20 protein-coding genes are annotated in these 25362 nt (G+C 67.4%); 12 read left to right on the top strand and 8 right to left on the bottom strand.

All coding sequences use genetic code 11. The features are described 5' to 3' along the window. Positions 1-9 precede the first annotated feature (9 nt). The 7 genes from DKG75_RS06665 (at position 10) to DKG75_RS06635 (ending at position 8950) form a co-directional block, all read left to right on the top strand. Positions 10-795 carry an HAD family hydrolase gene (locus DKG75_RS06665; RefSeq protein WP_109920323.1) on the top strand — a complete coding sequence of 262 codons (786 nt, stop codon included), beginning with the start codon at positions 10-12 and terminating at the stop codon, positions 793-795. Between the two features lie 73 nt (positions 796-868). Continuing rightward, the gene (locus DKG75_RS06660) at positions 869-1285 is read left to right on the top strand and encodes a PEP-utilizing enzyme (protein ID WP_109920322.1); all 417 of its coding nucleotides are present in this window, start codon (positions 869-871) and stop codon (positions 1283-1285) included. 42 nt (positions 1286-1327) lie between these two features. Further along, positions 1328-2737 carry a hypothetical protein gene (locus tag DKG75_RS06655; RefSeq protein ID WP_109920321.1) on the top strand — a complete coding sequence of 470 codons (1410 nt, stop codon included), beginning with the start codon at positions 1328-1330 and terminating at the stop codon, positions 2735-2737. A 5-nt stretch (positions 2738-2742) separates the two neighbouring features. Then, positions 2743-3363, top strand: coding sequence for a hypothetical protein (locus DKG75_RS06650; RefSeq protein WP_109920320.1), 621 nt, complete (start codon positions 2743-2745; stop codon positions 3361-3363). After that, entirely contained in the window at positions 3356-5839 is a 2484-nt protein-coding gene (locus DKG75_RS06645; RefSeq protein WP_109920319.1) for a pyruvate, phosphate dikinase, read from the top strand. Before DKG75_RS06650 ends, DKG75_RS06645 begins: the two co-directional genes overlap by 8 nt. 95 nt (positions 5840-5934) lie before the next feature. Further along, positions 5935-8208: a helix-turn-helix domain-containing protein gene (locus DKG75_RS06640; protein WP_109920318.1), complete on the top strand. Its 2274-nt coding sequence runs from the start codon at positions 5935-5937 to the stop codon at positions 8206-8208. Position 8209: 1 nt separating this feature from the next. Then, a complete protein-coding gene (locus tag DKG75_RS06635) occupies positions 8210-8950 on the top strand; it encodes a tyrosine-protein phosphatase (RefSeq protein ID WP_109920317.1) in 741 nt (246 codons plus the stop codon). A 79-nt stretch (positions 8951-9029) separates the two neighbouring features. Here DKG75_RS06635 and DKG75_RS06630 read toward each other — a convergent pair whose 3' ends face one another. The 4 genes from DKG75_RS06630 to DKG75_RS06615 are packed head-to-tail and all read right to left on the bottom strand — an operon-like array spanning position 9030 to position 13845. Next, positions 9030-9890, bottom strand: coding sequence for an HpcH/HpaI aldolase/citrate lyase family protein (locus DKG75_RS06630; protein ID WP_109920316.1), 861 nt, complete (start codon positions 9888-9890; stop codon positions 9030-9032). Next, on the bottom strand, positions 9887-10342 hold the full coding sequence (locus DKG75_RS06625; RefSeq protein ID WP_109920315.1) for a MaoC family dehydratase: 456 nt from the start codon (positions 10340-10342) through the stop codon (positions 9887-9889). The genes DKG75_RS06630 and DKG75_RS06625 overlap by 4 nt, the downstream gene beginning before the upstream one ends. Positions 10343-10347: 5 nt before the next feature. Continuing rightward, the gene (locus DKG75_RS06620; RefSeq protein ID WP_109921042.1) at positions 10348-12231 is read right to left on the bottom strand and encodes an acetyl/propionyl/methylcrotonyl-CoA carboxylase subunit alpha; all 1884 of its coding nucleotides are present in this window, start codon (positions 12229-12231) and stop codon (positions 10348-10350) included. 3 nt (positions 12232-12234) lie between these two features. Then, on the bottom strand, positions 12235-13845 hold the full coding sequence (locus DKG75_RS06615) for a carboxyl transferase domain-containing protein (RefSeq protein ID WP_109920314.1): 1611 nt from the start codon (positions 13843-13845) through the stop codon (positions 12235-12237). Between the two features lie 101 nt (positions 13846-13946). Here DKG75_RS06615 and DKG75_RS06610 point away from each other — a divergent pair, with 101 nt between their 5' ends. After that, positions 13947-14804: a LysR family transcriptional regulator gene (locus tag DKG75_RS06610; RefSeq protein ID WP_109920313.1), complete on the top strand. Its 858-nt coding sequence runs from the start codon at positions 13947-13949 to the stop codon at positions 14802-14804. 10 nt (positions 14805-14814) lie between these two features. Here DKG75_RS06610 and DKG75_RS06605 read toward each other — a convergent pair whose 3' ends face one another. The 4 genes from DKG75_RS06605 to DKG75_RS06590 form a co-directional block, all read right to left on the bottom strand. Then, positions 14815-17232 (bottom strand): TonB-dependent siderophore receptor, encoded by a 2418-nt coding sequence (locus tag DKG75_RS06605; protein ID WP_109920312.1) that lies wholly within the window; start codon positions 17230-17232, stop codon positions 14815-14817. Between the two features lie 93 nt (positions 17233-17325). After that, positions 17326-18294 carry a FecR family protein gene (locus tag DKG75_RS06600; protein ID WP_208112056.1) on the bottom strand — a complete coding sequence of 323 codons (969 nt, stop codon included), beginning with the start codon at positions 18292-18294 and terminating at the stop codon, positions 17326-17328. 35 nt (positions 18295-18329) lie between these two features. Then, on the bottom strand, positions 18330-18827 hold the full coding sequence (locus DKG75_RS06595) for an RNA polymerase sigma factor (protein ID WP_208112057.1): 498 nt from the start codon (positions 18825-18827) through the stop codon (positions 18330-18332). Between the two features lie 169 nt (positions 18828-18996). Next, a complete protein-coding gene (locus DKG75_RS06590; RefSeq protein WP_109920309.1) occupies positions 18997-21360 on the bottom strand; it encodes a TonB-dependent siderophore receptor in 2364 nt (787 codons plus the stop codon). A 299-nt stretch (positions 21361-21659) separates the two neighbouring features. On the opposite strand from DKG75_RS06590, the gene DKG75_RS06585 reads away from it, so the two are divergent. The 4 genes from DKG75_RS06585 to DKG75_RS22680 all read left to right on the top strand — a co-directional run bounded on the left by DKG75_RS06585 (position 21660) and on the right by DKG75_RS22680 (position 25351). Then, the gene (locus tag DKG75_RS06585) at positions 21660-22160 is read left to right on the top strand and encodes a Fur family transcriptional regulator (RefSeq protein WP_109920308.1); all 501 of its coding nucleotides are present in this window, start codon (positions 21660-21662) and stop codon (positions 22158-22160) included. Positions 22161-22230: 70 nt separating this feature from the next. Beyond that, positions 22231-23217 (top strand): Fe(3+) ABC transporter substrate-binding protein, encoded by a 987-nt coding sequence (locus DKG75_RS06580; RefSeq protein WP_243746528.1) that lies wholly within the window; start codon positions 22231-22233, stop codon positions 23215-23217. A 326-nt stretch (positions 23218-23543) separates the two neighbouring features. Then, entirely contained in the window at positions 23544-24092 is a 549-nt protein-coding gene (locus DKG75_RS22685; RefSeq protein WP_133636931.1) for a hypothetical protein, read from the top strand. 602 nt (positions 24093-24694) lie between these two features. Further along, positions 24695-25351 (top strand): hypothetical protein, encoded by a 657-nt coding sequence (locus DKG75_RS22680; RefSeq protein ID WP_133636933.1) that lies wholly within the window; start codon positions 24695-24697, stop codon positions 25349-25351. The last annotated feature ends 11 nt before the right edge of the window (positions 25352-25362 follow it).

Here is a 25362-nt window from a genome sequence, read left to right as displayed (position 1 = left end):
GCCTCCGCCATGCCGATCCGTGCCATACTCTTCGACCTGGACGGGACGCTGGTGCAGACCCGCGAGGCGTCCTGGGCCCTGTTCGAGCGGACGAACCGCGAGTTCGGGCTCGGGATCGACAGCCGCGACCAGTTCTTCGGCCTGTTCCAGGACAACCTGCTGCTGGCCCTGCCCCGCCTGTGCCCGGACCAGGCGGTGGCACGGGCCGCGATCGATCACTTCATGGCGCTGCTGCGCAGCGAATACCTGCCGGGCATGATCCCCGGCATGGCCGACGTCGTGCGCAGCCTTGCATCGCATTGCGTGCTGGGCATCCTGTCGACCAACGCCTCGGCCGTAATTCACCGCATTACCGACAAGGCCGGGCTCAGCAACTGCTTCGCCCATGTCTTCGCCGGCGATGTCGAGCCCGACAAGCGGGTCAGCATCCGGCGGTTCCTGGCCGACCCGTCCTACGCCACGCTGCGCGCCGGCCACGACTGGTACGACGAGGAACCCCAGCCGCCCCTGTCGCCGGACGAGGTCGCCCTGGTCACCGACACGGTCGGCGACATCCGGCACGCCCGCGAATGCGGCATCCGGGCGCTGGCCGTCTCCTGGGGCATGCATAGTCCGAAAGCCCTTCTCGAAGCCGGGGCCGAGGAAGTCGCCTGGTGGCCCCAGGAAATCCTGCAATGGGCATCGGCAGCGCCCGTGTCAGAGGCCGAAGCGGAAGCGGAAGCCGGCGGCGACCAGGACATCGGACAGATTACAAGCATCGCCAGGCGACGGCGGCGGGAACAGCCGCACGACTAGGCTCGGGAACGGTAAGCCGGCGCATGCGTAAAAGCCCGGAAAAAGCACGAACCATCGCCAACGGGAGGATCAAATGAGTGTTATCGCGCAAGGGTACAACAGCTTCGAGACGGCCAAGCAGCCGGAAGGGGAAATCATCTTCCTGCCCAACCCGCAATCCGTGATCAAGCTGATCCAGAGCGGCAAGCTGCGCCAGCACATCCTGCTGGTCCAGGGCGGCACGACCACGTTCCTGTCGCCGGCCCTGACCATGGGCGCGATCGGCGTCGTCACGCTTTCGGGCGCGCCGGAATCCCACCTCGGCATCCTGTCCCGCGAATTCCAGATGCCCTGCGTGATGACCACCCATCTGGTGGACAGCGATTCCCGCTACGTCACCGGCGGCAACAACGACGCTCACTTCAAATCGGTCATCGACCGGCTGCAGGGGCGGCGCGTCCGCCTGGATTGCAGCGGCGTCGAATACGGCAAGATCGTCGAAGTCGCCTGACCCATCGAAGACGCGGCAAAAAAGAGCAATCGGGAGGAAATCATGTCGACATACAAGAAGCGTTACGCCGAGGGCGACAACGGCCTGCGGTTCCAGGATCTCGCCTATATCGGCAATTTCAAGGAACTGGAGCCGGTCCGCGACGGCATCATCGGCGACCGCACCATGCGCGCCCGCGCCAAGTCCAAGGTGCTCGAACGCGTGAGCCGCGAGGATGTCCTCAAGGACCAGTTCAGCCTCGACGAGCTGAACGACCTCAACAATTACCTGGCCTGGAACATCTGGGACGTGCTGGTGATGCGCGCCACCGAGGGCGTTTCCGGCATGATCCCGCGCCAGGAATACGAAATCCTGGCCTTCATGAACGAATTCTACCGCTGGCCCGAGATCCTGCGCATGACCACCAACGAGGTCGGGGCCGAGGGTGTGATGAAGATCGGCGCCACCGCGCGCCGTGAAATCGGCATCAAGGTCAATGCCGTCCACGACTGGTGCATCGGCGCCGTCGGCTTCGGCATGGGCCGCTGCGGCCTGCTGGCGCTCGAGGCGATCAAGCCGCACGACTTCGTCGAGGAAAGCAACGAGATCCTGAAATTCATGCAGCGCGTGCTCTGGGGCAAGCGCCAGGACGGCTATATCCTGAATTCGCAGGACAGGTACCGCTGCGCCATCCACGACCAGGATGTCATCGACAGCCTCGCCTCCCAGGTCGAGTATTTCGAGCCGGGCAGCGAGAAACACGAGAAGTTCACCCGCTTCAACGCCTCGGCCGAACTGCTCGCCTTCCTCGATCATTTCGACAACCGCCTGGGCCTTGGCGACACCGGTCCCTACGAACTGCCGGACGGCAAGATCCTGATCATCCGCGACCTCTTCACCAACGAGGAAGTCTATCACTGGAGCGACGCCTGCGATGCCGCCGGCGTGCCGCACTGCTACTCGCTGCTGCTGGTGATCGATCCCGAGGCGATGGCGCTCGACGAGATCCGGGTGAACGATATCTCGACCACCTTCACCCGGCCGAAGAACTATATCGAGCACATCGTCGGCGGCGCCGTCTTCGTGCGCGAGACCTGGAACACGCCGATGAGCGAGGTCTACCAGGTGAAGATCGACGATCTCGAGAAACGCTCGGAAGGGATCCAGCAGGCGACCCTCAGCCTCTACGGCAAGCTCGCCCGCATGTCCCGCCGCCAGCTCATCACCAACGGCATGTACACCTATTACATCGACATGATCCTGCCGCACCTGCGGATCGCCGGCACCTACGAGAAAGCCTGCGTCGACTACGATTTCTGGGAAATCGACCAGCGCGTCGCGAATTACTACTACGAGATCAACAAGCGCGGCTTCGCCCAGGCCGTGGTGCCGCAGAAGATCTTTTCGGGCGAAGGCTACCTGCCCTTCCCCGACGGGACCGACCTCCGCCGCTCGAAGTATTTCTGGGGGTGACCGGCATGACCATCGCAGCCAATGCGCGGCCCGGGCCGCGGGAGGAAGGCGGAACCGTGATCGACGCTGCAACCTTCGACGTCCTCAACGCGATCTACCTGCGCAAGATGGCCCCCGTCCCCCACATCGCGTCGGTGACGGAACTGTCCGAGGCGCAGGTCAGCGATCTCCTCCAGCGCGAGCTGGAGGAGGCGGCCGTCCTCGACATGGGCGGCGCCTTCCTGCTTCTCGAGCCGGGCACGGCCAAGGTCCTCGCGTTCTACCGCGGGACCTATGCCGCGCTCAGGGCCGAGGGTGGGATCCTGCGCTGGTACGACAAGTTCGAGACCGCGCTCAACCAGCAGTTCATCCGCGCCGTCTCGGAATGGCAGACCTCCGACGGCGACGATCGCGCCCGCGACAAGATGGCGAAACTGGTCGAGCGCATGGTCCGCCATCTCGGCCAGGTCGTCGACGAGATCCCGCGATACGGGAAATATGCCAACCGCTTCGAACGTGCCCTCGCCCTGGTCGACCAGGGCGAGCAGGATTTCGTCTGCAAACCGACGGTGGATTCCATGCACAATGTCTGGTTCGAATTCCACGAGGACATCCTCGCCGTGGTGGGGCGCCCGCGCGATGTCTGAGACCCTGGCAGCGCCGGTCGAGCGCTTCGTTCACCCGATCGAGGCGATCGACCCCACCGACACCCGCCGCTTCGGCGGCAAGGCGACCGGGCTCGCCCGGATGGCGCGGGCGGGCATTCCCGTGCCCCCGGCCTTCGTCATCGGCACCGACGCCTTCCATGCCTTCCGGGCGGACGGACGGCGGCTGCCCCGCGGCCTGGACGGCCAGATCCGCCAGGCGGTGGCCCTCCTCGGCGCGAGGATCGACCGGGTCTTCGAGGGCGGCCCCGCGGACCGGCCCCTGCTGGTTTCCGTGCGCTCGGGCGCGCAGGTCAGCATGCCGGGGATGATGGATACGGTGCTCAACCTGGGCCTGACCGCGGCAAGCGCCGGCGCCTGGATCGCCCAGGGGGCCGGCCGGGGTTTCGTCGTCGATTGCTGGCTGCGGTTCTGGAAGATGTATATCGAGATCGTGCTCGGTCTCGACGGCGAGAATTTCACCGACGCCCTGGCCGCGGCCCGCGCCGAGGCGGAGGCCGGAACCCTGGCGCTTGACCGTCTCGAGGCGGCCGTCGTCGGCTGGATCGAGGCCGAGGGCGAGGACGCCCCGATCGACCCCTGGCAGCAACTGGAACGGGCCGTGGCCGCCGTGTTCCGCTCGTGGGACAGCCCGCGTGCCAAGGCCTACCGCAAGCACCACGGCATCGCGGACGACCTCGGCACCGCGGTCACCGTGCAGGCCATGGTGTTCGGCAATGCCGACGGGAATTCGGGCGCCGGCGTCGCCTTCTCCCGCAATCCCAACACCGGCGAGGCGCTGCTCTACGGCGAATATCTGGTCGGGCGCCAGGGCGAGGACATCGTTTCCGGCGCCAGGACCCCCGTGGACCTGAGCCGCGCGGAAGGCCACGGCGACCTGCTTCGCGCGTTGAACGCCCACGCGCAGAAACTCGAAGAAATATACGGCGATGCGGTCGACATCGAGTTCACCGTCGAAGCCGGCACGCTCTACCTGCTGCAGGTCCGGCCGGCCAAGCGGACGGCGCTGGCGGCGGTGCGGATCGCCGCCGAACTGGCGGACGAAGGCCGGCTGCCGCCCGCCCGCGCCCTGGGGCTGGTTTCCGCCGACCAGGTGAAGCGCCTGCTGCGGCCGGTCTTCGACGACGCCCGGCTCCAGGCGACGCCCCCGATCGCGAGCGCCATCGGCTCCTCTCCCGGCCAGGCGAGCGGCATCGCCGTGCTCGACGCCGACCGGGCGGCGGAACGGGCGGCGGCGGGCGAGCCGGTGATCCTGGTGCGCCCGACCACCAGCCCGCTGGACATCCGGGGCATGCTGGCGGCCGGCGGCATCCTGACCGCGAAGGGCGGCGCCCTCAGCCATGCCGCCGTCGTCTCGCGGGCGCTCGACAAACCCTGCGTGGTCGGCTGCGAGGCTCTGGCGATCGACCTCGACGCCCGCCGGTTCACCATCGGCGGCCAGGCCTTTGCCGAAGGCGACGCGCTGTCGATCGACGGCACCACCGGCGCCATCTACGGCACCGCCCTTCCCCTCGGCCTGCCGACGCAGCAGACCCGCTCGCTCGGCGTTCTGCTGGAACGGGCGGATGCCCTGTCGGGCGCCGCCTTCTGGGCGCCGGCCCGCGGCCTCGGCGACATTGCCGCCGGCAGCGAGACCGCTGGCCACGCCGTGATCGCCGTGACCGACATCGCCATCGCCGAAGGGCATCTCGATGCCCTGATCGGCGCCATCAAAGGCCTGAAGGACGGCGTCGCCCCCGGCGAAAGCGACCTCGCCCGGCTGGCGGAGACGATCGGCGCGGCCATCTTCCGGACCGCGGCCGGACGCCCGGTCCACCTCAGGCTGCCGCGCGTCACCTCGGAACGCGCACGCCTGCGCATCCCGGGCTGGGAGGAACTGGATCCCCGCCTCCTGCTGCCGCTCGGCCATCCGGCCTATCTGCGGGCGATCCTCCACGGCCTGTCGAAGGCGGCCGTCGCCGCCGGCAGCGCCGCCCTCGTCCTCCTCGGGGGAACCACCGACATCGCGGAATGGCGTGCGTTCAAGGCCGAGATCGCGAGCTTTCCCGCACTCGATGCCGGGCTTGCGATCCAGAATGCGGCGGCCCTCGAACAGGCCCCGCAGATGATCGAGGACGGCGCCTTCCTCTGGCTCGACATGGACGAATTGCTCAGTTCGTCCCACGGCTTCGCGTCGGAACGGCTGCTGCCGGCCGACGTGCTTGCGGATTATGTCGGGAAGGGGCTGATGGCCGGCAATCCGCGGGCGGTGCTGAAGCCCTTCCTGGCGCGCCTGATCGAAGCCCTCGGCGGCCTGCCCCGGACCGCGCGGCAGGTCGGGATCGACGCTGCCGGCGGCAGCGATCCGGCCTTGCTGAAGCAATTGCACGGCCTCGGTTTCAGGCTGTTCAGCCTGCCGCCGGGGCAGCTCGGCGTCGCCCGACTGGTCCTTGGACAGCAGGCGGCCCGTCGCCTATAAACGAGCCAACAAAGGAGCGGGCGGGCACAAGCCCGCCCCAGCCGCCGGGACCGGACGCAAGGCCGGCCGGTGGCGGAAGACAGGGAGGGAAGGCCATGGCGGTGCGGAACCCGAGCCTGGAGCCCATGGCCGGCTCGTCGAGCCGGCCCGGGCACGCGGTCGCCATCCTGCCGGACGCCGCCGAGGACGAACTGGCCCGGCTCGATGCCTTCGCACGCCGCGTCTCCGCCGCCACCGACGGCGACATCGCCGATGTCTTCGTCGAGGCGGAACGGGCGCTGCTCGAACTCTCGGGGGCGGCCTCGGTCCGCATCCTGCTGAATGCCGGCGGCGGCTGGCGCAGCTGGCGCCGCCTCGACCAGCCCGATCTCGACGATCCTGCCGCCGGCTGGCCGGCGAGCGGCGAAAGCACCCATCACGACCTCCTGATCGATGGCACGATGGCCATGCTGCCCATCCGGCCGGGGCGCATCCTGGCCGCCGTCGACGGCATCGCCGCTTCGCCCGCGCTGCGCCGCGCGCTTGTCGTCGCCTCGACCTGCATCGATCTCGCGGTCGCGACCAGCGAGCGGCGGCGCTCGCAGGCCAACAGCGCGTCGGAACTCCAGGTCTTGCAGGATGTCGCCGCCCGCATCCTGCAAAGCGCCGACCTCGAAGCCCTGATGCTGCTCGTCGTGCATGAGACGAAGCGGCTGCTGACCTCCGATATCTGCGGCGTGATGCTGTCCGACGGCGAGGAACTGGTGATGCGCAGCTGCACCGGCCATTTCTCGGTCGAGACGGCCAAGCTGCGCATGCGCGCCGGCATCGGCGTCGCCGGCCGGGTGCTCGAAACCAGCCGGCCCTGCGTCGTCTCCAATTACTTCGAGAACAAGACCATCAGCCGGGATTTCGTGCCGCTGGCGCAGACGGAAAAGGTGCAGTCGGCCCTGGCCGTGCCGATCCTGTCGCGCGATGCGGTCATCGGCGTGCTGGAAGTCTGGCGCCGGCGCCCCTCGATCTATACCGAGGAGGACACCAGCCTGCTCCTGGCCCTTGCCGGCCTGACCTCGCTCGCGATCGAGAACGCCCGCCTGCTGCGCTCGCATGCCAGCGCGGCCGAACAGCTGGCGGCCGCCAACCTCGAACTCGCCCAGCGCTGCACGACGATCGAGGAAGCCGGCCGGTTCCAGGAACAGATCGTCCAGCTCATGCTCGGCGGCGGCCCCCTCTCCCTCGTCACGGCGCGCACCGCCGAACATGTCGTCGGCGGGGTCATCGTTTTCGACCGGGATCTCGCGATCGAGGCCGCCAGCCCCGATCTCGACCAGGGCGCGGACATCCTGCTCCAGCGCCTGCGCTCGATCATCCGGAAGGCCAGCCGGATTCCCAATCACGCCATCGCCGAATCCTGGGCGAACGGCCGCCTGCTGATCCAGCCGGTCCTGGCGGGCACGGAACGCCTCGGCTGGATTGCCTGGTACGGCGCCATGGAGCCCGACGAAGCGACCAGACTGGCCATCAACCATGTCTCGCTCGCGGTCGCCATGCATCTGCTCGAACGGCGCAACACCGCAAGGGCGCGGACCGAAACCCTGCAATCCGTGCTCTGGGATCTTTTCGACGGCAGCAAGCCGGTGCGCGCCGCCGCCGTCGACCGCGCCCGCGAATTGGGCGTCTCGCTGAAGGGCCGCCTGTCCGTCGTCGTGCTCATGCTGGACGACGGACAGGCGGCAGCGCGCGAGGACGGCGCCCCGGAACCGCCGCAGACCGAATTCAGCGACCGGCTGCTCGAAACCGTGCAGACCTCGGATCTCGGCCGCACCGCCTGCCTGGCCGGGGTCAGGGGCAACCAGATCCGCATCCTCAGCCCCTCGGGCGATCCTGCCGCGCTCGCCCTGGCCGCCCAGTCGCTGATCGCCGCCTGCCGGCGCGACTATCCGCAGCACCGCATGGTCGGCGGCATATCGAGCCTGTGCGGCGACCCGCGCGAGCTTCCCGTCCAGCTGCGGGAGGCGATGATCGCGATCGAGGTCGCCAAGCACCGGCAGGGCGCCCCGGTCGCCTGCTATGGCGAGATCGGCGTGCTCGGCCTTCTCATCAACCTGCGCGGCAAGGCGGACATGCGCCGCATCGCCCAGGAAATCCTGCGGGACCTGGCGACCGAGCCCGGCCAGTCGCGCGCCGTGCTGCTCGCGACGCTCCAGGCCTTTTTCGAAAGCGACTGCTCGCAGATCGCGACGGCCGCCCGGCTGCGCACCCACCAGAAGACCATCGCCTATCGCCTGGGCAAGATCGGGCGGCTGACCGGCCTCAATCTCGCCCGCCATCAGGACCGGGTCCTCGCCGATATCGGGACCCGGTTGTTGTTGCTGCTTGAAAGCGAATGATATGCCCCTGCCCCTTTCCCGCCCGTCCCCCCTCGACGGGGCCTTCAATTTCCGCGACCTGGGCGGCCTGCCCGCGGCCGGCGGCTATCGCATCCGGCACGGCCGCCTGCATCGCAGCGACACGCTCCAGGCCCTGAGCGCGGCGGACGTCGGCTACCTGCGCCAGGCCGTCGGGCTGCGGACCGTCATCGACCTGCGCCTTGCCCCGGAGGTCGCCGAGGAGGGCCGCGGCCCGCTCGGCCGCCACGGCGACATCCGCTATTTCAACCTGCCCCTGGGCATGGCCTCCGCCGAGGGGCTGGCGCCGGACGAGATCCTGACCGCGCTCTATCTCAGCTGCCTCGCGCCCGGGTCCGCGCTGCCGCGCGCCCTCGAACGGGTGGCCGAACACGCCGACGAACCCCTGGTGTTCCATTGCGCCGCAGGCAAGGACCGCACCGGCCTGCTGGCCGCCGTGATCCTGCGCCTGCTTCGCGTCGGCGAGGCCGAGATCCTGGCCGATTATCAGGCGACGGCAGCCAACATGCCCCGGATCATCGAACGCTTCGGCGGCTGGCCGCGCTATCGCGACCATATCGCCTCGATGCCGGCGGCCGTCTATGCCGCCGACGCGCCGTCCTTCCTGCGTTTCCTCGCCGCCCTCGATGAAACCTATGGCGGTGCGGAAGGCTGGGCCCGCGCTAACGGCGTCGCGGACGAGACCGTCGCGCGGCTGCGCGCCGCGCTGCTCGAGCCCGCCTGACCGCCCGCCTGACCGCTCGCCTGACCGCTGGGGGACCGTCCGGACCCCGGGCTCCCAGGCGCCGGGGCCGGACGGTCTCTCAGGACCGCGCCCGGGCCAGCAGGCGGCGCGCCTGCGCCAGGTGGGGCGCGTCGAGCATCCTGCCCTGCAGCGCCAGGGTCCCCGCGCCGGGGTTGGCCTCGAACAGGTCGACGATGCGGCGGGCCTCGGCCAGTTCCGCGGCGCCGGGGGTGAAGGCGGCATTGATGACCGAAACCTGGGCGGGATGAATCGCCATCATGCCGACGAAGCCGTCCCGCCGCCCGCGCGCGGCATAGGCGGCGAGACCGTCGAGATCGCGAAAGTCCGGATAGACCGTCTCGATCGCCGTCACCCCGGCCGCCGCGGCGGCGGCAAGGCAAAGGCTGCGCGCCAGGTCGTAGAGCGGCGTCAGGGCCCCCGTCCCGGTCCGCGCCGACACGGCGCCGACGGCGGCCGAAAGATCCTCCGCCCCCCAGGTCAGGCCCGCCAGCCGGGGACTCGACCCGCCGTAGCCGTCCAGCCGGAACAGGGCGCGCGGCGTCTCGGTGACGATGGGCAGGATGGGGATCGCAGCGGCGGCATCGCCCCCGGCCCGGTACAGCAGACGCACGAGGGCGGCGACATCCTCGCCCCCCTCGGCCTTGGGCAGGACGATGCCGGCCGGCGCCGCCGACGCCACGGCGGCAAGATCCGCCTCCGCCTCGCCCCCGCGCAGCGGGTTGATCCGGATCCACGGCACCGGGCCGGCGGCCCGCGGCGCCCGCAGGAATTCGGCGACGGCATCCCGGGCCAGGGTTTTCCGCCCCGGCGCCACCGAATCCTCGAGGTCGAGGATCAGGGCGTCCGCCGGGCCGGCCATGGCTTTCGCCATCTTGGCCGGGCTGTCGCCGGGCACGAAGAGCCAGGAGCGGGGGATCATGCCGCCCTCCGCCGTTGCAGCAGCGCCATCCGCCGGCAGCGGCAGACGACCTCGCCGCGCTGGTTGAGGGCCCGGTGCTCGAAGGTGACGATGCCGGCATCGGGCCGGGAGCGGCTTTGCCGGATGTCGACGACCGTGGTCTCCGCCCGCAGGGTATCGCCGACGAAGACCGGCGCCGGCATCACGACCGCATCGTAGCCGAGATTGGCGACCAGGGTGCCGAGCGTCGTATCCCCGACCGAAAGCCCCACCATCAGGCCGAAGGTGAAAATGCCGTTGACCAATATGCGGCCGAACTCGCTGGCCCCCGCCGCCTCCGCGTCGAGATGCAGGGGTTGGGGATTATGGGTCAGGGTGGTGATCAGCAGGTTGTCGGTCTCGGTCACGGTCCGCCGCAGTTCGTGGACGATCGCGTCGCCGATCGTCCAGTCGTCGAAATAACGCCCGGCCATCGCCTTCACCCCTCCTTTTCGAGGCGGACGAGCAGCTGGCCTTCCACCACCTGGTCGCCGGGCCGCGCCGGCACCTCGGCGACCTTGCCGTCGAAGGCGGCCTTCAGCACCAGTTCCATCTTCATCGCCTCCACCGTGGCCACGGACTGGCCCTTGGTCACCCGTTCGCCGACCGCGACCGCCACCTCGACCACCCGGCCCGGCATGGGCGACAGGATGCTGCCGCCGCCGGCGCCGCCGTCGATCTCGCCGGCGATGCGGGCCGGCCTGAAGCCGAAAGCCTCGCCGTCATGGAAGACGACGATGTCTTCCCCAATCCGCACGGCCCGGGCGGCGGGCGCCGCCCCCTGCAGTTCGACGCGATGAAGCTCGTCCCGGCAGTGCAGGGGGACGACGACGGGCGCTGTCCCGCCCAGCCTGAAGCCGGTCAGAGCCCGCCAGGGATCGCCGGCCCTGCCCCCGGCGGCGCGGCCCTCGTCCACCAGAAAGCGGGCGGCGGCCTGGAGTGCTGCCGGCGGCGGCGGCCCCGGCGGCACGACATGGTCGAGCCGCGCCTCGATGAAGCCCGTATCGACGGCCCCGGCGACGAAATCCGCCTGATCGAGCAGCCGGGCCAGGAAGGCGGCATTGGTCTTCACCGGCCAGACCTCCACCGCCCGGCAGGCCGCGGCGAGCGCCCGCGCCGCCGCCGGGCGCGTGGCCGCGCCGACGATCAGCTTGGCCACCATGGGATCGTAGAACGCGGTGACCTGCCCGCCTTCGACGACCCCCGTGTCGACCCTGAGGCCGGCCGGCAGGCGGAAGCGGTCGAGCGGCCCGGTCGAGGGCAGGAAGCCGGTACGGGGATCCTCGGCATAGAGCCGCGCCTCCATCGCATGGCCGGTCAGGACGATATCGTCCTGGCGGCGCGGCAGCGGCTCGCCCGAGGCGACCCGCAATTGCCATTCGACCAGATCGAGCCCGGTCACCAGTTCCGTCACCGGATGTTCGACCTGGAGACGGGTGTTCATTTCCATGAACCAGATGCGGTCCGGGCGCAGCCCCGCCGACGCGTCGGCGATGAATTCCACCGTGCCCGCCCCTTCATAGCCGACGGCCCGGGCGGCGCGCACCGCGGCGTCGCAGATGGCGGCCCTGGCTTCGTCCGTCATGCCGGGGGCGGGGGCTTCCTCGATCACCTTCTGGTGGCGGCGCTGGAGGGAACAGTCGCGCTCGAACAGGTGCACCGTGTTGCCGTGGCGATCGGCGAAGACCTGGACTTCGATATGGCGCGGGCTGGCGACGAATTTCTCGATCAGGACCCGGTCGTCGCCGAAACTCGCCGCCGCCTCGCGCCGGCACGAGGCCAGGGCCTCGGCAAAGCCGGCCGGATCCAGGACCTTGCGCATCCCCTTGCCGCCGCCCCCGGCGACCGCCTTGATCAAGACCGGATAGCCGATCGCCGCGGCCGCCGCGGCCAGCCGGTTCTCGTCCTGATCGTCGCCGTGGTAGCCGGGCGTTACCGGCACCCCGGCCGCCTGCATGGCCGATTTGGCCGCCCCCTTCAGCCCCATCGCCCGGATGGCCGCCGCCGGCGGCCCCACCCAGACCAGGCCGGCCGCGGCCACCGCCTCGGCGAAACCGGCATTTTCGGACAGGAAGCCATAGCCCGGGTGGATGGCGGCGGCGCCGACCTCCCGCGCGGCCGCCAGGATGCGGTCCGCCTGCAGGTAACTCTGGGCGGCCGGCGCCGGGCCGATCGCCACCGCCTCGTCGGCGTCGAGCACATGGGGCGCACCGGCATCCGCCGCGGAATAAACGGCGATGGTCCTGATGCCCAGCCGGCGGGCGGTGCGGATGATGCGGCAGGCGATTTCGCCGCGGTTCGCGATCAGCAGGCTTTCGATCATCATTCACATCCGGAAGACGCCGAAGCGCGGGGCCTCGGGGATCGGGGCGTTCAGGCTGGCGGAAATGGCGAGGCCCAGCACGTCGCGGGTCGAGGCCGGGTCGATGATGCCGTCGTCCCAAAGCCTGGCGGTGGCGAAATAGGGATTGCCCTCGGCTTCGTAGCGTTCCCGCACCGGGGCCTTGAAGGCCGCCTCCTGCTCGGCCGGCCAGGCTTCGCCCCGTGCCTCCAGCGTGTCCCGGCGGATGGTGGCGAGCACGCTGGCCGCCTGTTCGCCGCCCATGACCGAAATCCGCGAATTCGGCCAGGTGAACAGGAAGCGCGGGGAATAGGCCCGGCCGCACATGCCGTAATTGCCGGCGCCGAAACTGCCGCCGATCAGCACGGTGAATTTCGGCACGGTGGCGGTCGAGACTGCCGTGACCAGCTTCGCCCCGTCCTTGGCGATGCCGCCGGCCTCGTATCTGCCGCCGACCATGAAGCCCGAGATATTCTGCAGGAAGACCAGGGGGATGCGGCGCTGGCAGGCCAGTTCGATGAAATGGGCCCCCTTCAGCGCGCTTTCCGAGAACAGCACGCCGTTGTTGGCCAGGATGGCGACCGGCATGCCCCAGATGCGGGCGAAGCCGCAGACCAGGGTGGTGCCGTAGAGCGGCTTGAATTCCTGAAACACGGAACCGTCGACGATGCGCGCGACGACTTCCCGGACGTCGTAGGGGGTGCGCAGGTCGGGCGGCACGATGCCGTAAAGCTCGGCCGGGTCGTGGCGGGGCGGGACGGGATCGGCAAGCTCGAGATCGACCGTCTTCGGCCGGTTCAGCCCGGCGACGATATCCCGGACGATCTGGAGCGCATGGTCGTCGTTCGCCGCGACATGGTCGACGACGCCCGACTTCCGGCCATGGACATCGGCGCCGCCCAGATCCTCGGCCGAAATCACCTCGCCGGTCGCCGCCTTCACCAGGGGCGGACCGCCCAGGAATATGGTGCCCTGGTTGCGGACGATCACCGTCTCGTCGCTCATCGCCGGGACATAGGCGCCGCCGGCGGTGCAGGAGCCCATGACGCAGGCGATCTGCGGAATGCCCTTGGCGGACATGGTGGCCTGGTTGAAGAAGATGCGGCCGAAATGCTCGCGGTCGGGAAAGACCTCCGCCTGATGGGGCAGGTTCGCGCCGCCGCTGTCGACCAGATAGAGGCAGGGCAGCCGGTTCTGCTCCGCGATCTCCTGCGCGCGAAGGTGCTTCTTCACCGTCATCGGAAAATAGGCGCCGCCCTTCACCGTCGGGTCGTTGGCGAGGATCATGACCTCGCGCCCGGCGACCCGGCCGATGCCGGCGATGACGCCCGCGGCCGGCGCTTCGTCGCCATACATGCCGCCGGCGGCCAGCGCGCCGATTTCAAGAAAGGGCGCGCCGGGATCGAGCAGCCGCTCCACCCGTTCCCGGGGCAGCAGCTTGCCGCGTTCCGTATGGCGGCGGCGGGCGGCCTCGGGCCCGCCCTGCGCGGCTTGCGCCAGGCGCTCGCGCAGGTCCGCCGCCAGGGCGCTGTTGACGGCCGCATTGGCCGCAAAGCCGTCGGCGCGGCGATCGATCTCGGTGCCGATCTTGTTCACGGCCCGACCCTTTCCTGTTGTCTCCCACAGGGGTCAAGGCTAGCAATTGGCGTGGATTGAGAAAAATTGTCTTTTATGCCGCTTGGCTATAATTCTCATCTATGATCGACCGCTATCTGCTGCGCTATTTCCTGGCCGTGGTCGACGCGGGCAATTTTTCCCGTGGCGCCCAGCAGGTCAATGTGACCCAGCCGACCCTTTCGGTCGGCATCGGCAAGCTCGAGGAAGCCCTGGGCGCCCGGCTGTTCGAGCGGAACAGCCAGCGCGTGCAGCTGACCGAAGCCGGGGTGCGCCTGCTCGCCCATGCCCGCCTGATCGAGCGCGAGTTCAACAGCCTGGAACGGGGCCTGAAAGCGGACGATCCCGGGCGCGTGCTGCGGATCGGCGTGCTGTCGACGCTGCCGACGGCGATGATCGCCGCCGTGATCCGGCGAAACGCGGCGGCAGCCTGCCCCGATGCCGTCGAGATCGTCGAAGGCGCATCGCGCGACCTGCTGAACCGGCTCGGGCGGCGCCGGATCGACATCGCCCTGACCCGCGTCCGGCCGGAAGACGAGGACCTGCCCCATGAGTTTCTGTTCGCCGAGGGCTATTCCATCGCCGCGCCGCCGGATCATCCCCTGGCGGGTCACGATGCCGTGCCCGGGGAAACCCTGGCCGGCGAGGTGATGATCGTGCGGCGGAACTGCGAAGTCCTGCCGGAGACGAGCCGCTATTTCACCGAGCGCGGGGTGCGCCCCCGCTTCAGCTTTCGCAGCGTGAACGACGATCGCATCCTGGCCCTGGTCAGGACCGGCCTCGGCATCACGGTCGCGCCGGACAGCCTGATCGGCCCCGATCTCGGGCGCTTCAAGCTCGCCGGCTTCGACCACCGCCGCCGGATCGGCCTGATCTTCGCCGATGCCGCCCTGGCCGCCCTCTCGTCGCCGGCGCTGGCGGCTTTGCGCGCGCTCGGCTGATCCGGCCGGGTCAGAAATCGACCGTGACGCCGAACCGCAGCGAGCGCGGCGCCCCCGGCATGATGTTGTTGTCGCCGTGCGCGGCCGTGTAGTAGCGGACATCGAAGACATTCTCGACATTCACCTGGGCGCGCACGGCATCGTCCAGCGCCAGGTACAGGGCGGCATCGGTGCGCAGGAAGCCGGGCAGCGCGACCTGGTTGCTGTTCGAGGTATACATGCCGTCGCGGTAGGACAGGCCGAGCGCCATGCCCCAAGTCTCGTCAAAGTCGTAGCGCGCCCATAGCGATGCCGAATGCCGGGGCACCTGTCCGACCCGCGCCCCGGCGAGAACCGGCGCCGGCCGGATGGAAACCGGCAGGTGGTCGCTTTCGATCCGGGCATCCTGATAGGCATAGCTCGCGGTCACGGCGAGCCCGGGCGCGATGCTGCCGCTCAAGGAGACTTCGGCCCCGAGCGTCCGCTGGCCGTCGACGAGCAGCGAGCGGGCGGGATCCGCCGGGTCCACGGCCTCGACATTGCTGCGCTCGGTCCGGTAGACCGCGGCGGTTCCAAGGAGATCGGGCGCGATCTGCCATTTCGCGCCCAGTTCGTAATTGGTCGCCCGTTCGGGGGCCAGGGCTTCGTTGCGCAGGGTCAGCGACGCCAGCTGGCTGCCTGCCCGCGGCAGATAGCTCCGGCTGTAGGTCGCATACAGGGTCCATGCCGCCGCCGGCTTATAGGCGAGGCTGAGCCGCGGCGACAGGAATTCGTCGTCGGCGGACAGCCAGCGGCCGTCGCGCCGGTCTTCGAAATCGAGCGAGAAAACCTCGTAGCGCAGGCCGACGACGGCAAAGAGATCGTCCGTGATCCCGATGCGGTCCTGGACATAGAGCGCCCGGGTCACGGCGGTGCCCCCGTTCACCGGATCGGTCGGGCCCGGGCGGAAGGTTATCGGCAGGCGGGACCGCGGATCGTCGACCGGGACCATCACGCTCGGCTGGCCGTAGGCGATCGAATCGAAGAAGCCGGTCTCCCGCCGGTTGTCCGTCCGCTGCCGGCCGAATTCGATGCCGGCGACAATATCGTGGGTTACATCGCCTTCGAGGGAAAAGCCGAGCTCGGTCTGGCTGAACAGGTTCTCCCGCCGCGTCGCGCCGCTATAGGCGGCGATCGCGACCATGGTGCCCGCCGGGTCGACGGCACGCGGGAAGACATTGCGGAACGACTTGTCGTAGACGGCATAGCGGTTGCGGCTTTCCAGCCGCAAGCCGCCGCCGAAGTCGTGGCCGAGGTCGAGGGTGAGGCTGTCGAGCGCCAGGGTCGATACGCTCTGGTCCGGATCGCCGAAGAAGGTCGCGATATCGACCGCAAGGGGCGCGCCCTCGAAGGAGGGGACACCGCGGTCGGCGGTCCGCTCGTCGCGGAAATGCTCGTAACCGAAGGCGATCGAGGTCGGCCGGTCGAGGCCGAGGGTGACGGTCGGGTTGATGCCCTGCCGCTTCAGCCGGAACGCTTCGCGAAACCCCTCGGACTCTTCATGAAGGCCGATGACGCGGACCGCCGCGGCGCCCGCCAGCGCCGTCCCGGCATCGACCGTCGCCCGGCGCTCGCCCCATGAGCCCGCCTGGAGGTCCAGCGTGGCGACCTCGGTGCCATCGGCCCGGCGCGTTACCCGATTGATCACGCCGCCGGTGCCGCCGCGGCCGAAGAAGACCGCATGGGGCCCGGCCAGGCTCTCGACCCGCTCGACATTGTAGAGGTCGCGGTAATATTCGACGTCGTCGCGCAGCCCGTCGACGAAGAAGTCGGCGGTGGAACTATATCCGCGCAGGATCGAAGTGTCGCGGTTGCCCTCGCCCTGGGCCACGCCGGTGCCGGGCATCACCCGCAGGGCATCGGCAAGGCTGGTCATCGCCCGGTCCCGGATCACCTGGCGCGTCACCACGGCCTCGGTCTGCGGACTGTCCGCCGGCGCCATCGGCGCGCGGACGGCGGTGGTCGCGCCATAGCCCGATCCGGGCCGCTCGGCCTCGACGACGATGGTGTCCAGCATTTCCGCGTCTCCCGCCACCCCGGGGGCATCGGGGGCGGGGCGCCCGTCCAGCGCGACGGCGTCGCGCCCGACGAAGCGGTAGGACAGGCCGGTGCCGGCCAGCAGGCGATCGAGGGCGTCTCCGACCGGCATCCGCCCCCGGACCTCGGGGGCGGTCAGGCCGTCGACCTTGGCCACGTCGTAGAAAATCTGCAGGCCGGCCCGGCGCGACAGGGCGAGCAGGGCCCGGTTGAGATCCTGGGCCGGCAGGTCGAAGGCGATCGCCGCCGGCTGTGCCTGCGCGCCGGCCGGCTGCGCCTGGATCAGGGTGGAAGCCGCCAGGATAGCCGCCGCCCAATACCCGCCGGGGCTCCTCCCCCCGCTGCCCGGCGGCGACCTCGGCCTCGATCTCATCGAAATCCTTTCATCGCCCCCGCGGCCGGCCGCGCCCCTGATGGGAAGACGATCCGGCCGGCGGGAATCGGTAAGCGGCGCCCTGCCGCGCGATCAATAGACGACCGTGACCAGGGGAAAGACCGACACGGTCCGCGCCCCGAGTTCGCGCGTGATCACGTCGAGCGCCGTATCCAATTCGCTGGTCCTGAAGACGCCGCTGACCTGGCGGCTTGCCAGCGCGCTGTCGGCGATGACGATCCGGCCATGGCGATAGCGGCCGAGCTTGTCCGCAACCTCGCCGAGGGGAATGCGATCGAACACGAGATAGCCGTCCCGCCATGCCGTCGCCTCGCCGATATCGGCGGCGGCGACGGCTTTCAGCCCGCCGTCCCGGTCGTAGCGCACCGATTGCCCGGGGGCGAGGACGACGCGCCCCCCCTCGGCCCCGCCCGGGGCGGCCACTTCCACCCTGTGTTCGAGCACCACGACCCTGGCCCCGGTCGCCACCCTTTCGACGGCGAACTGGGTGCCGAGCGCACGGGCGCGGGCGCCGTTGGCCTCGACCACGAAGGGACGGGCCTCCCCGTCGCCCAGGGGGGCGACGGTGAAGACCGCCTCGCCGGCGAGAAGTTCGATGCCGCGCTCGGCCCCGGTGAAGTGAACGGCGATCGCGCTGGCCGGGCTCAGTTCCACTTCGCTGCCGTCCGTCAGGCGGACCAGCCGGGCCTCGCCGGTCGCGCTTTGAAAATCCGCCGCCAGCATCACCAGGGGGTCGCGGACCCAGAGCAGCCCCGTGGTCAGCGCCAGAAGCACGGCCGCCGCCGCCGCGAGCCGGTAGAGGCGGGTCCGCCGCCGGATAACGACGCGGCGCGGCGATGCCTTGGCCGCGCGGCCGATCCTGGACAGTTCCGACAGGACGGCCTCGGCGTGCTCGAACGCGGCCCGGTGATCCCGGCTCTCCGCCAGCCAGGCGGACAGAGACCGTCGTTCGGCATCGCTCAACGGCGCGCCGCCGAGACGGACGGCCCAGCGCGAGGCCGCGGCCTCGATCTCGGTCCGGCGCGGGTCAGGCGAAGTCACTGTCGTCCCCCGATCTCCGGTCACGTGCCGCCGCGTCATGGCCGCGGGAACTGGGGCATGATCCGTTGCAGCGCCTTGGCCAGATGCTTCTGCACCGAACTTTCCGAAATGCCGAGCGCCGACGCCACTTCCGTGTAGCTCAAGCCCTCCACCTTGTTCAGGAGGAAAATCTCCCGGGTCCGCCGCGGCAGGCCGTCCAGCAGCGCGTCCAGCCTTTGCAGTTCCCGGCGCGCGGCCACCACCGCCTCGGGGCTGGGCTGGTCGGCGGCCAGGGTGCCGATGACATCCGGATCGGTCAGGTCGGTGCGCCGGCGATCCGCCTGCCGCTGATGGTCGATCGCCAGGTTCCGCGCCGTCTGGAACAGGTAGGAACGGTCCTGCAGGACGGCGGCGGGGCCGGTCTCGACGAAGCGCAGGAATGTTTCCTGGGTCAGGTCCGCGGCCGTGTCCGCATCCCGCAGCCACCGCGACAGGTAGCGCTGCAGTTCCCGGCCATGGGCGAGGAAGAGCATTCCGATGTTCTTGCCGGTCACCTTTCCGCGCCGCCCCTTAGACCCGAAGGATAGGGGGGCACCATATCAATGCTGATATTAACTCGCAATTTCGCTTTTCGTGTCACCCGCCGGGCGTCTCGCCGCAGGGCGAATGGGGACCGCGCCCGTTTGGCGCGGTCCCCGGTCGTGCATGCTCAGAACTTCGCGGTTAGAATCTCGCAGTCAGGCCGACCAGCGCGGAGCGGGGAGAGCCGGGCATGATGTTGGTGTCGCTGTGGGCGTTCGCGTAATATTCCGTATCGAACACATTCTCGACATTCAACTGCGCCCGCAGGTTCTCGTTCAGCGTCCAGTAGAGCGCGGCATCGACACGGGTATAGCCCGGCAGTTCCACCGTGTTGCTGGTGCTCGTGAACATGCTGCTGCGGTGGATCACCCCGAGGCCGACGCCCCATTCGGGCGTGATGTCGTATTTATTCCACAACGATATGCTGTGCTTGGGCAGCTGGCCGAGGACGGCGCCATCGCGGGCGCTGGCGCTCTGGTTCGAGGTCAGCTCGCCGTCCTGATAGGCGTAACCGCCCATGATGCTCCAGTCGGGCAGGACGTAACCGCTGACGCCCAGCTCGAAGCCCTTGGTCCGCTGGCCGTCGACCAGGATCAGCTTCGTCGGATCGGCCGGATCGGTGATCGCGACATTGGTGCGGTCGAGCTGGTAGATCGCGGCGGTCAGCGAAAGGTTGGGATTGACGTCCCATTTCGCGCCGACCTCATAGTTCTTGTATTCCTCCGGATCGAGGGCCGAATTGCTGGCATTGAGGGAGGCCAGCTGTTCCCCCGCCCGCGGGAGGTAGGAGACGCTGTAGCTGGCATAGAGCGACAGATCCTCGACCGGCTTGTAGACCAGGCCGGCGCGGGGCGACAGCAGGTCGTCGGCACCGGAAAAATCGGCGCCGTTCCGGTTGTTGTGGACATCGGCCTCGAAGCGGTCGTAGCGCAGGCCGAGCACGAGCTGGACCTGCGAAGTGAGGCCGATCTGGTCCTGCACATAGAGGGCGGCGACATTGGCGACACTGCGGTTGTCGACATCGCTCGCATTCTGGGCGAAGCGGATCGGCACGAAGGTGGTCGGGTTCGACAGCGGGACGGTCAAGGTCGTGCCGCCGCCGGGGAAGAAGCCGGTCTCGCGGAAGTTGGTCGTCTCCTGGCGGCCAAGCTCGCCGCCGACGAGGAAGTCGTGGCTGATGCTGCCCGTCTCGAACTTGAAGTTCAGGTCGGTCTGGTTGAACAGGTTCTCGCGGGTGGACATGTTGTTGTAGGCCGAGATGCCGACCGTGGTGCCCGCCGCATTGGGCGCCCCCGCGAACACATTCTGATAGAATTTGTCGTAGACGGCATAGCGGGTGCGGTTGCGCAGGGTTACGCCGCCGCCGAAGTCATAGTCGATCAGGGCGTTGAAGGCATTGACCTCGGCCCAGGTCGGGCTGAGATCGGGATTGCCGAAGAAGGTGGAAGGGTCGGTATCGACCGGGCGGCCGCGGAAGGATGTGATGCCGCGGTCGGCGGTCCGCTCGTCGCGGAAATGCTCGTAGCCGAGGGTGATGGTCAGGCCGTCCGTCGGGCGCAGGGCGACGGTCGGATTGACGGCGTAACGCTCCTGTTCGTAGAAGTCGCGATACCCTTCCGTGTTCTCGTACATCGCGGTCACGCGGAAGGCGACGTCGTCGTTGATGACGTCGCCGATATCGAAGGTGGTGCGCATATTCTCGAATGAGCCGGCCTGCACCGTCACTTCGCGGGTGCGCGTCCAGTCGGCCTGCCGGGTGACGCGGTTCAGCACGCCGCCGCCGCCGCCGCGGCCGAAAATCATCGCGTTCGGGCCTTTCAGGGCTTCCAGGCGATCGATATTGTAGAAGTCGCGGAAATACTGCACGTCGTCGCGGATGCCGTCGACGAAGAAATCGGCGGTGGAGGCATTGCCGCGCAGGATCGGGGTGTCGCGGTTGCCCTCGCCCTGGGCCATGCCGACCCCGGGGATGTAGCGGACCGCGTCTTCCATGCTCTGCATCGCCTGGTCGCGGATCAGTTCCTGCGAGACCACGGTAACGCTCTGCGGCACGTCGATCAGCGGCGTGTCGGTCCGCGTCGCGGTGGTGGTCCGGCTGGCGATGTAACCGTCGACGGGGCGGCCCGCGCCTTCGACCGTCACCACCGGCAGCAGTTCGCTGCCGGCCGGCGCTGCGGCGGCCGGCCCGCCGCCCTCGATGACGGCGGTGGCCGGCCCGGTGAAGCGGAAGCTGACGCCCGTGCCGGCGAGAAGGCGCGCCAGGGCGTCCCGGGCCGTGAACGTGCCTTGCACGCCGCCGCTGCCGGCGCCTGCGAGGCGCGACGGATCATAGACGACCTGGATGCCCGCCTTGCCCGCATAGGCCCGCAGCGCGGCGGCCAGATCCTGTGCCGGAATGTCGAACGCGATCCGGCGCTCGGCCGTGGCCGGGCCTTGCTGCGAAAACGCGGGCCCGCCGCCCAAAGTACCGGCGGCCAGAACGCCGGCCGCCAGGGCGGTCGCCATCGCCGTCGGCGCCAACCGCCGGCCGGCGCGGCCCCCGTGACCCTTCGACCGCCCGAAAACTGCTTTCCCCATAGCCCTCATCCTTGTCTGTGCCTGCCCCAATACGTGCAACTGACTCGCATTCGCGAGTACACAGGGAAGACGAGCGAGGGGGGCGTTCTCAGTAAAGGTTTTGAAACAGTCGCGTCTTTTTTCGGGCCGGGCCGGAAAAGACGGCGACGGGCTTACTGTTTTCACCACGCCGAAACGTCTGCCTAAGGGGAGGGCTGGTGGTGTCGTCCGAGGCGCGGAGGCGGAGAATGCGTGTCAGGATCGGGAGGCGTGCCGCGGCCGTCTCGAAGACTCTCAGCCCCATCGAGACCCTATGCGCCGAACGGGGCCTGCATCTCGGCAAGAAGCGGCGGATCCTGATACGCCTGCTCGAGGAGATGGACGACCACCCCTGCGCGGACGAGGTCTATGCCCGCGCCATCGCGGTCGATTCTCGGATCGGCATCGCCACGGTCTACCGCACGCTCGCCCTCTTCGAGGAAGAGGGCATCCTGGTCCGGCGCGATTTCGGCGACAAGCGCGCCCGCTACGAAGTCGCGCGGAAGCCGCCCCATCATCACATGATCGATGTCGAGAACGGCCGGATCATCGAGTTCGAGGACGACCAGATCCATGCCCTGCTGGAACGTATCGCGGCCCGCGGCGGCTATCGCCTGATCGGCACCCGGCTCGAGCTTTTCGTCGCGCCGGCGGACAGCCGCGCCGCGCCCGGCACTTCGCCATCCGATGCCCCCAAACCATTCGATTGAAGCCTGTGGAAGGAAGGACAGAACCATGCGCCGATTTATTGCCAATCTCGTGATGAGTATGGGCCTCGTGATGAGTATGGGCCTCGTGGCCGCGCCGGCCCTGGCCGAGGAACTGAACATCTATTCCTCGCGCCATTACCCGTCCGACGAGATCCTGTTCGGCAAGTTCAAGGAACAGACCGGCATCGAGGTGAAGCTGCTCCAGGGCAAGGCGCCCGAACTTGTGGAGCGGATCCGGAACGAAGGCGCCAACAGCCCGGCCGACATCTTCATCACCACCGATGCCGCCAATCTGTGGCGCGCCCAGGACGCGGGCCTGTTCCAGCCGGTGACTTCGGACCGCCTGAAGGCGGCGATCCCGGCGCAGTTCCATGAACCTTCGGGACTTTGGTATGCGTTCGCGACCCGCGCCCGCGTGCTCGTCTACAGCAAGGAACGGGTGAAGCCGGGCGACCTGTCGACCTACGAGGCCCTGACCGGCCCGGCGTGGAAGGGCCGCATCGTTTCGCGCTCGTCCGGCAACGAATACGTCCAGTCGATGACCGCCGGCCTGATCGCCCATTGGGGCGAGGACAAGACCGAGGCCTGGGCCAAGGGCATCGTCGCCAATTTCGCCCGCCCGCCGCAGGGGGGCGACACCGACCAGATCAAGGCCGTCGCCGCCGGCGCGGCGGATGTCGCCATCGTGAACCACTATTACTTCGCCCGCCTTGCCGCGTCCGACAAGCCGGAAGACAAGGCGATCGTCGAGAAGGTCGCGCTCTTCTTCCCCGACCAGGACGGCTTCGGCACCCACACCAATGTCTCGGGCGCCGGGGTCCTGGCCCATGCCCCGCACAAGGACGCGGCGATCAAGTTCCTGGACTATCTGGCAAGCCCTGAGGCCCAGGCGATTTTCGCCGAAGCCAACAACGAGTTCCCGATCCTCGACGGCGTGGCGCCCGCCTCCGTCGTCCAGCAGTTCGGCCCCTTCAAGCGCGACGGCCTGCCGATCGCCAAGCTCGGCGAAAACAATGCCGCCGCGGTGAAGCTGCTGGACCGCGCCGGCTGGCAATAAGCCGCCGGGCCTGAGCCCCCTGCGGTCCCGGCTTCCGGCCGGGGCCGCCTGGGGGAAGGGGCAAGGCAGCCCCGATGCAACGCCATGCGACGCCCCCCTCTACCGCACCTGCACCGTATCCCTTCCAATCACGCCCGAATGACTTGAAATTCGGGCATGAATGGGTAGCCCAAATAGGGCATCGAAACGTTGGATTGGGCGTGAAATTTCCTGCAGTTGTCGAGATCGCATGAAAAAACAGATCCCCAGCCACACGCTTTCCCGGATGATCAATAGCGGCAAGCACGCCTAGCACGTGTCATGATCGAGTTTGCCTGGAGGATCCCATGCCCTACACAGTCGAGGATTCACCGGAAATTTATCTGATTAACGGCCAAAAATGGCGAAACCCCTCAGATAAATTCGTTTTTGACAGAAACGATAATTCTTATCTCTCATATTTATTCAGGGAAATAAATAGAGACAAAGGGACCTCTCATCAAATTTTTTGCTTTGTTAAAGAGAAAAAATCCATATTCCTTAACGTAAATACATCCTTCATTGATGGAGATTGGAAAAGAAAATTATTCAATATATTTGGAATCACCACAAGCGAATCTCTTCGAACAGAATTCAGGCGCATGGGCGGTTATCCCTCATTTTATCCTGAGCCGGGCCCTTTGGACGATAACGAGAAAGCGCTGCTGCTCTTAATGGCGATGCGAGCGTTTATCGACTTCGGCCAAATTGGCAATTCGCCAAAGGACCGGGAGCACGGCGCCACCGTCTTCGTCAGACAGAACATCGACAAGACCGGATGGATTCCAAACACGCCCCTTTCCGTCGAGGACATCGAAACAATTCTCAAACGCCGCCAAGACATCGACGCCCCTTGATTGATTTCCAGGGGACCGTTTTCGGCTTTGGGCGATCGTATCGCCCGGTGCCGAACCGAGCGGGCCGATCCGTCGCTCTGTCGGCGGCGCGGGCCCGGACAGGGGTGAAGGCGGCATAGCGAAGCGCGGCCATGGCACAATGATCGGGAGATCTGGGCACCGAAACGCGTTGTGAGGGATGATGAATCGCGTTGAGCGAGGCCGCCCTCCCTATTGGCGCCGGGACCTTCATCGAAGACCTGGAGCGGCAAACAGGCCACATGCTCCAGCCCGCCGAACGCGGACCCAAGCCGAAGGCTGGTTTCTGAAAGCAAAATAATCGGAGTGCCGAATAATACATATAAAATTAGTAAATTATAACAACAACCACACATAACACCTCCGCACCACACATCTTCCAATCACTCCCGAATGGGTTGAAATTCATGGAGCATCGCACACATTCGCCCAAAATGGGGAATTGATGCGTTGGATTCGGAAGGAAATTCCCTAAAGTTGTTGGGAAAAATAGAAATAGATCCCAAGCTGCGCCCCTTCCTGGATGGCCAATGGCGCCAGATGCGCCTGGGTCGAATCGTGATTAATTTCGCTTAGAGGATCCCATGCCATACACAGTTGAAGATTCACCTGAGTTCGACATGCCCAATGGCCGCAAATGGCAAGGATCTGGCCGTAAGTATGTTAATGATCAAATAAATAAATCCCACCTCTCATACTTATTTAAAGACGAAGACAGGGAAAAAGGAATTTACCATGACGTTTTCTGCTTTGTGAAGGAGAACAGATCTATTTACTTAAACGCAAGAACTTCATTTATTGATGGAAATTGGAGGAAGAGATTATTTAATATATTCGGATCAACATCAATTGAATTCCTTGATAAAGAATTTATGCGTATCGGCGGCTATCCTGCTTTTTATCCCGCCCCAAGCCCCTTAGTCGATCACGAGAAAACACTTCTGCTTCTATTGGCAATGCGAGCGTTTATCGATTACGGCGAAATTGCAAATTCGCCAAAGGATCGGGAGCGTGGCGCCACTGTTTATGTCAAACAAAACATAGACAAGACCGGGCGGATTCCAAGCACACCTCTTTCCGTCGAGGAAATCGAAACGATCCTCGAAATCTACTTGAAAGATATTGGGCACCAACTTCGAAAAACAGTGAATCCCCATTGCTTTCTAGGGTCAACACCCGTAGTCGCCCTTCGGTCGGAAAATCAAACACTAAGGCGCATCATTTTTGTCCACTCGCCTTAGGAAAGATGTAA

Origin of the sequence: Zavarzinia compransoris (assembly GCF_003173055.1) — a bacterium.
Classification (GTDB): Bacteria; Pseudomonadota; Alphaproteobacteria; order Zavarziniales; family Zavarziniaceae; genus Zavarzinia; species Zavarzinia compransoris.
The sequence above is the reverse complement of the archived record's forward strand: the minus strand, read 5'-3'. Positions and strand labels throughout refer to the sequence as shown.

Bases quoted from the DNA above. Each gene is read 5' to 3' on its own strand.
- DKG75_RS22680 (WP_133636933.1), top strand. From the start codon at position 24,695: ATGCCATACACAGTTGAAGATTCACCTGAGTTCGACATGCCCAATGGC.
- DKG75_RS06580 (WP_243746528.1), top strand. From the start codon at position 22,231: ATGAGTATGGGCCTCGTGGCCGCGCCGGCCCTGGCCGAGGAACTGAAC.
- DKG75_RS06640 (WP_109920318.1), top strand. From the start codon at position 5,935: ATGGCGGTGCGGAACCCGAGCCTGGAGCCCATGGCCGGCTCGTCGAGC.
- DKG75_RS06610 (WP_109920313.1), top strand. From the start codon at position 13,947: ATGATCGACCGCTATCTGCTGCGCTATTTCCTGGCCGTGGTCGACGCG.
- DKG75_RS06620 (WP_109921042.1), bottom strand. From the start codon at position 12,231: ATGATCGAAAGCCTGCTGATCGCGAACCGCGGCGAAATCGCCTGCCGC.
- DKG75_RS06605 (WP_109920312.1), bottom strand. From the start codon at position 17,232: ATGAGATCGAGGCCGAGGTCGCCGCCGGGCAGCGGGGGGAGGAGCCCC.
- DKG75_RS06635 (WP_109920317.1), top strand. From the start codon at position 8,210: ATGCCCCTGCCCCTTTCCCGCCCGTCCCCCCTCGACGGGGCCTTCAAT.
- DKG75_RS06655 (WP_109920321.1), top strand. From the start codon at position 1,328: ATGTCGACATACAAGAAGCGTTACGCCGAGGGCGACAACGGCCTGCGG.
- DKG75_RS06630 (WP_109920316.1), bottom strand. From the start codon at position 9,890: ATGATCCCCCGCTCCTGGCTCTTCGTGCCCGGCGACAGCCCGGCCAAG.
- DKG75_RS06645 (WP_109920319.1), top strand. From the start codon at position 3,356: ATGTCTGAGACCCTGGCAGCGCCGGTCGAGCGCTTCGTTCACCCGATC.
- DKG75_RS06585 (WP_109920308.1), top strand. From the start codon at position 21,660: ATGCGTGTCAGGATCGGGAGGCGTGCCGCGGCCGTCTCGAAGACTCTC.
- DKG75_RS06590 (WP_109920309.1), bottom strand. From the start codon at position 21,360: ATGGCGACCGCCCTGGCGGCCGGCGTTCTGGCCGCCGGTACTTTGGGC.
- DKG75_RS06665 (WP_109920323.1), top strand. From the start codon at position 10: ATGCCGATCCGTGCCATACTCTTCGACCTGGACGGGACGCTGGTGCAG.
- DKG75_RS22685 (WP_133636931.1), top strand. From the start codon at position 23,544: ATGCCCTACACAGTCGAGGATTCACCGGAAATTTATCTGATTAACGGC.
- DKG75_RS06660 (WP_109920322.1), top strand. From the start codon at position 869: ATGAGTGTTATCGCGCAAGGGTACAACAGCTTCGAGACGGCCAAGCAG.
- DKG75_RS06650 (WP_109920320.1), top strand. From the start codon at position 2,743: ATGACCATCGCAGCCAATGCGCGGCCCGGGCCGCGGGAGGAAGGCGGA.
- DKG75_RS06625 (WP_109920315.1), bottom strand. From the start codon at position 10,342: ATGGCCGGGCGTTATTTCGACGACTGGACGATCGGCGACGCGATCGTC.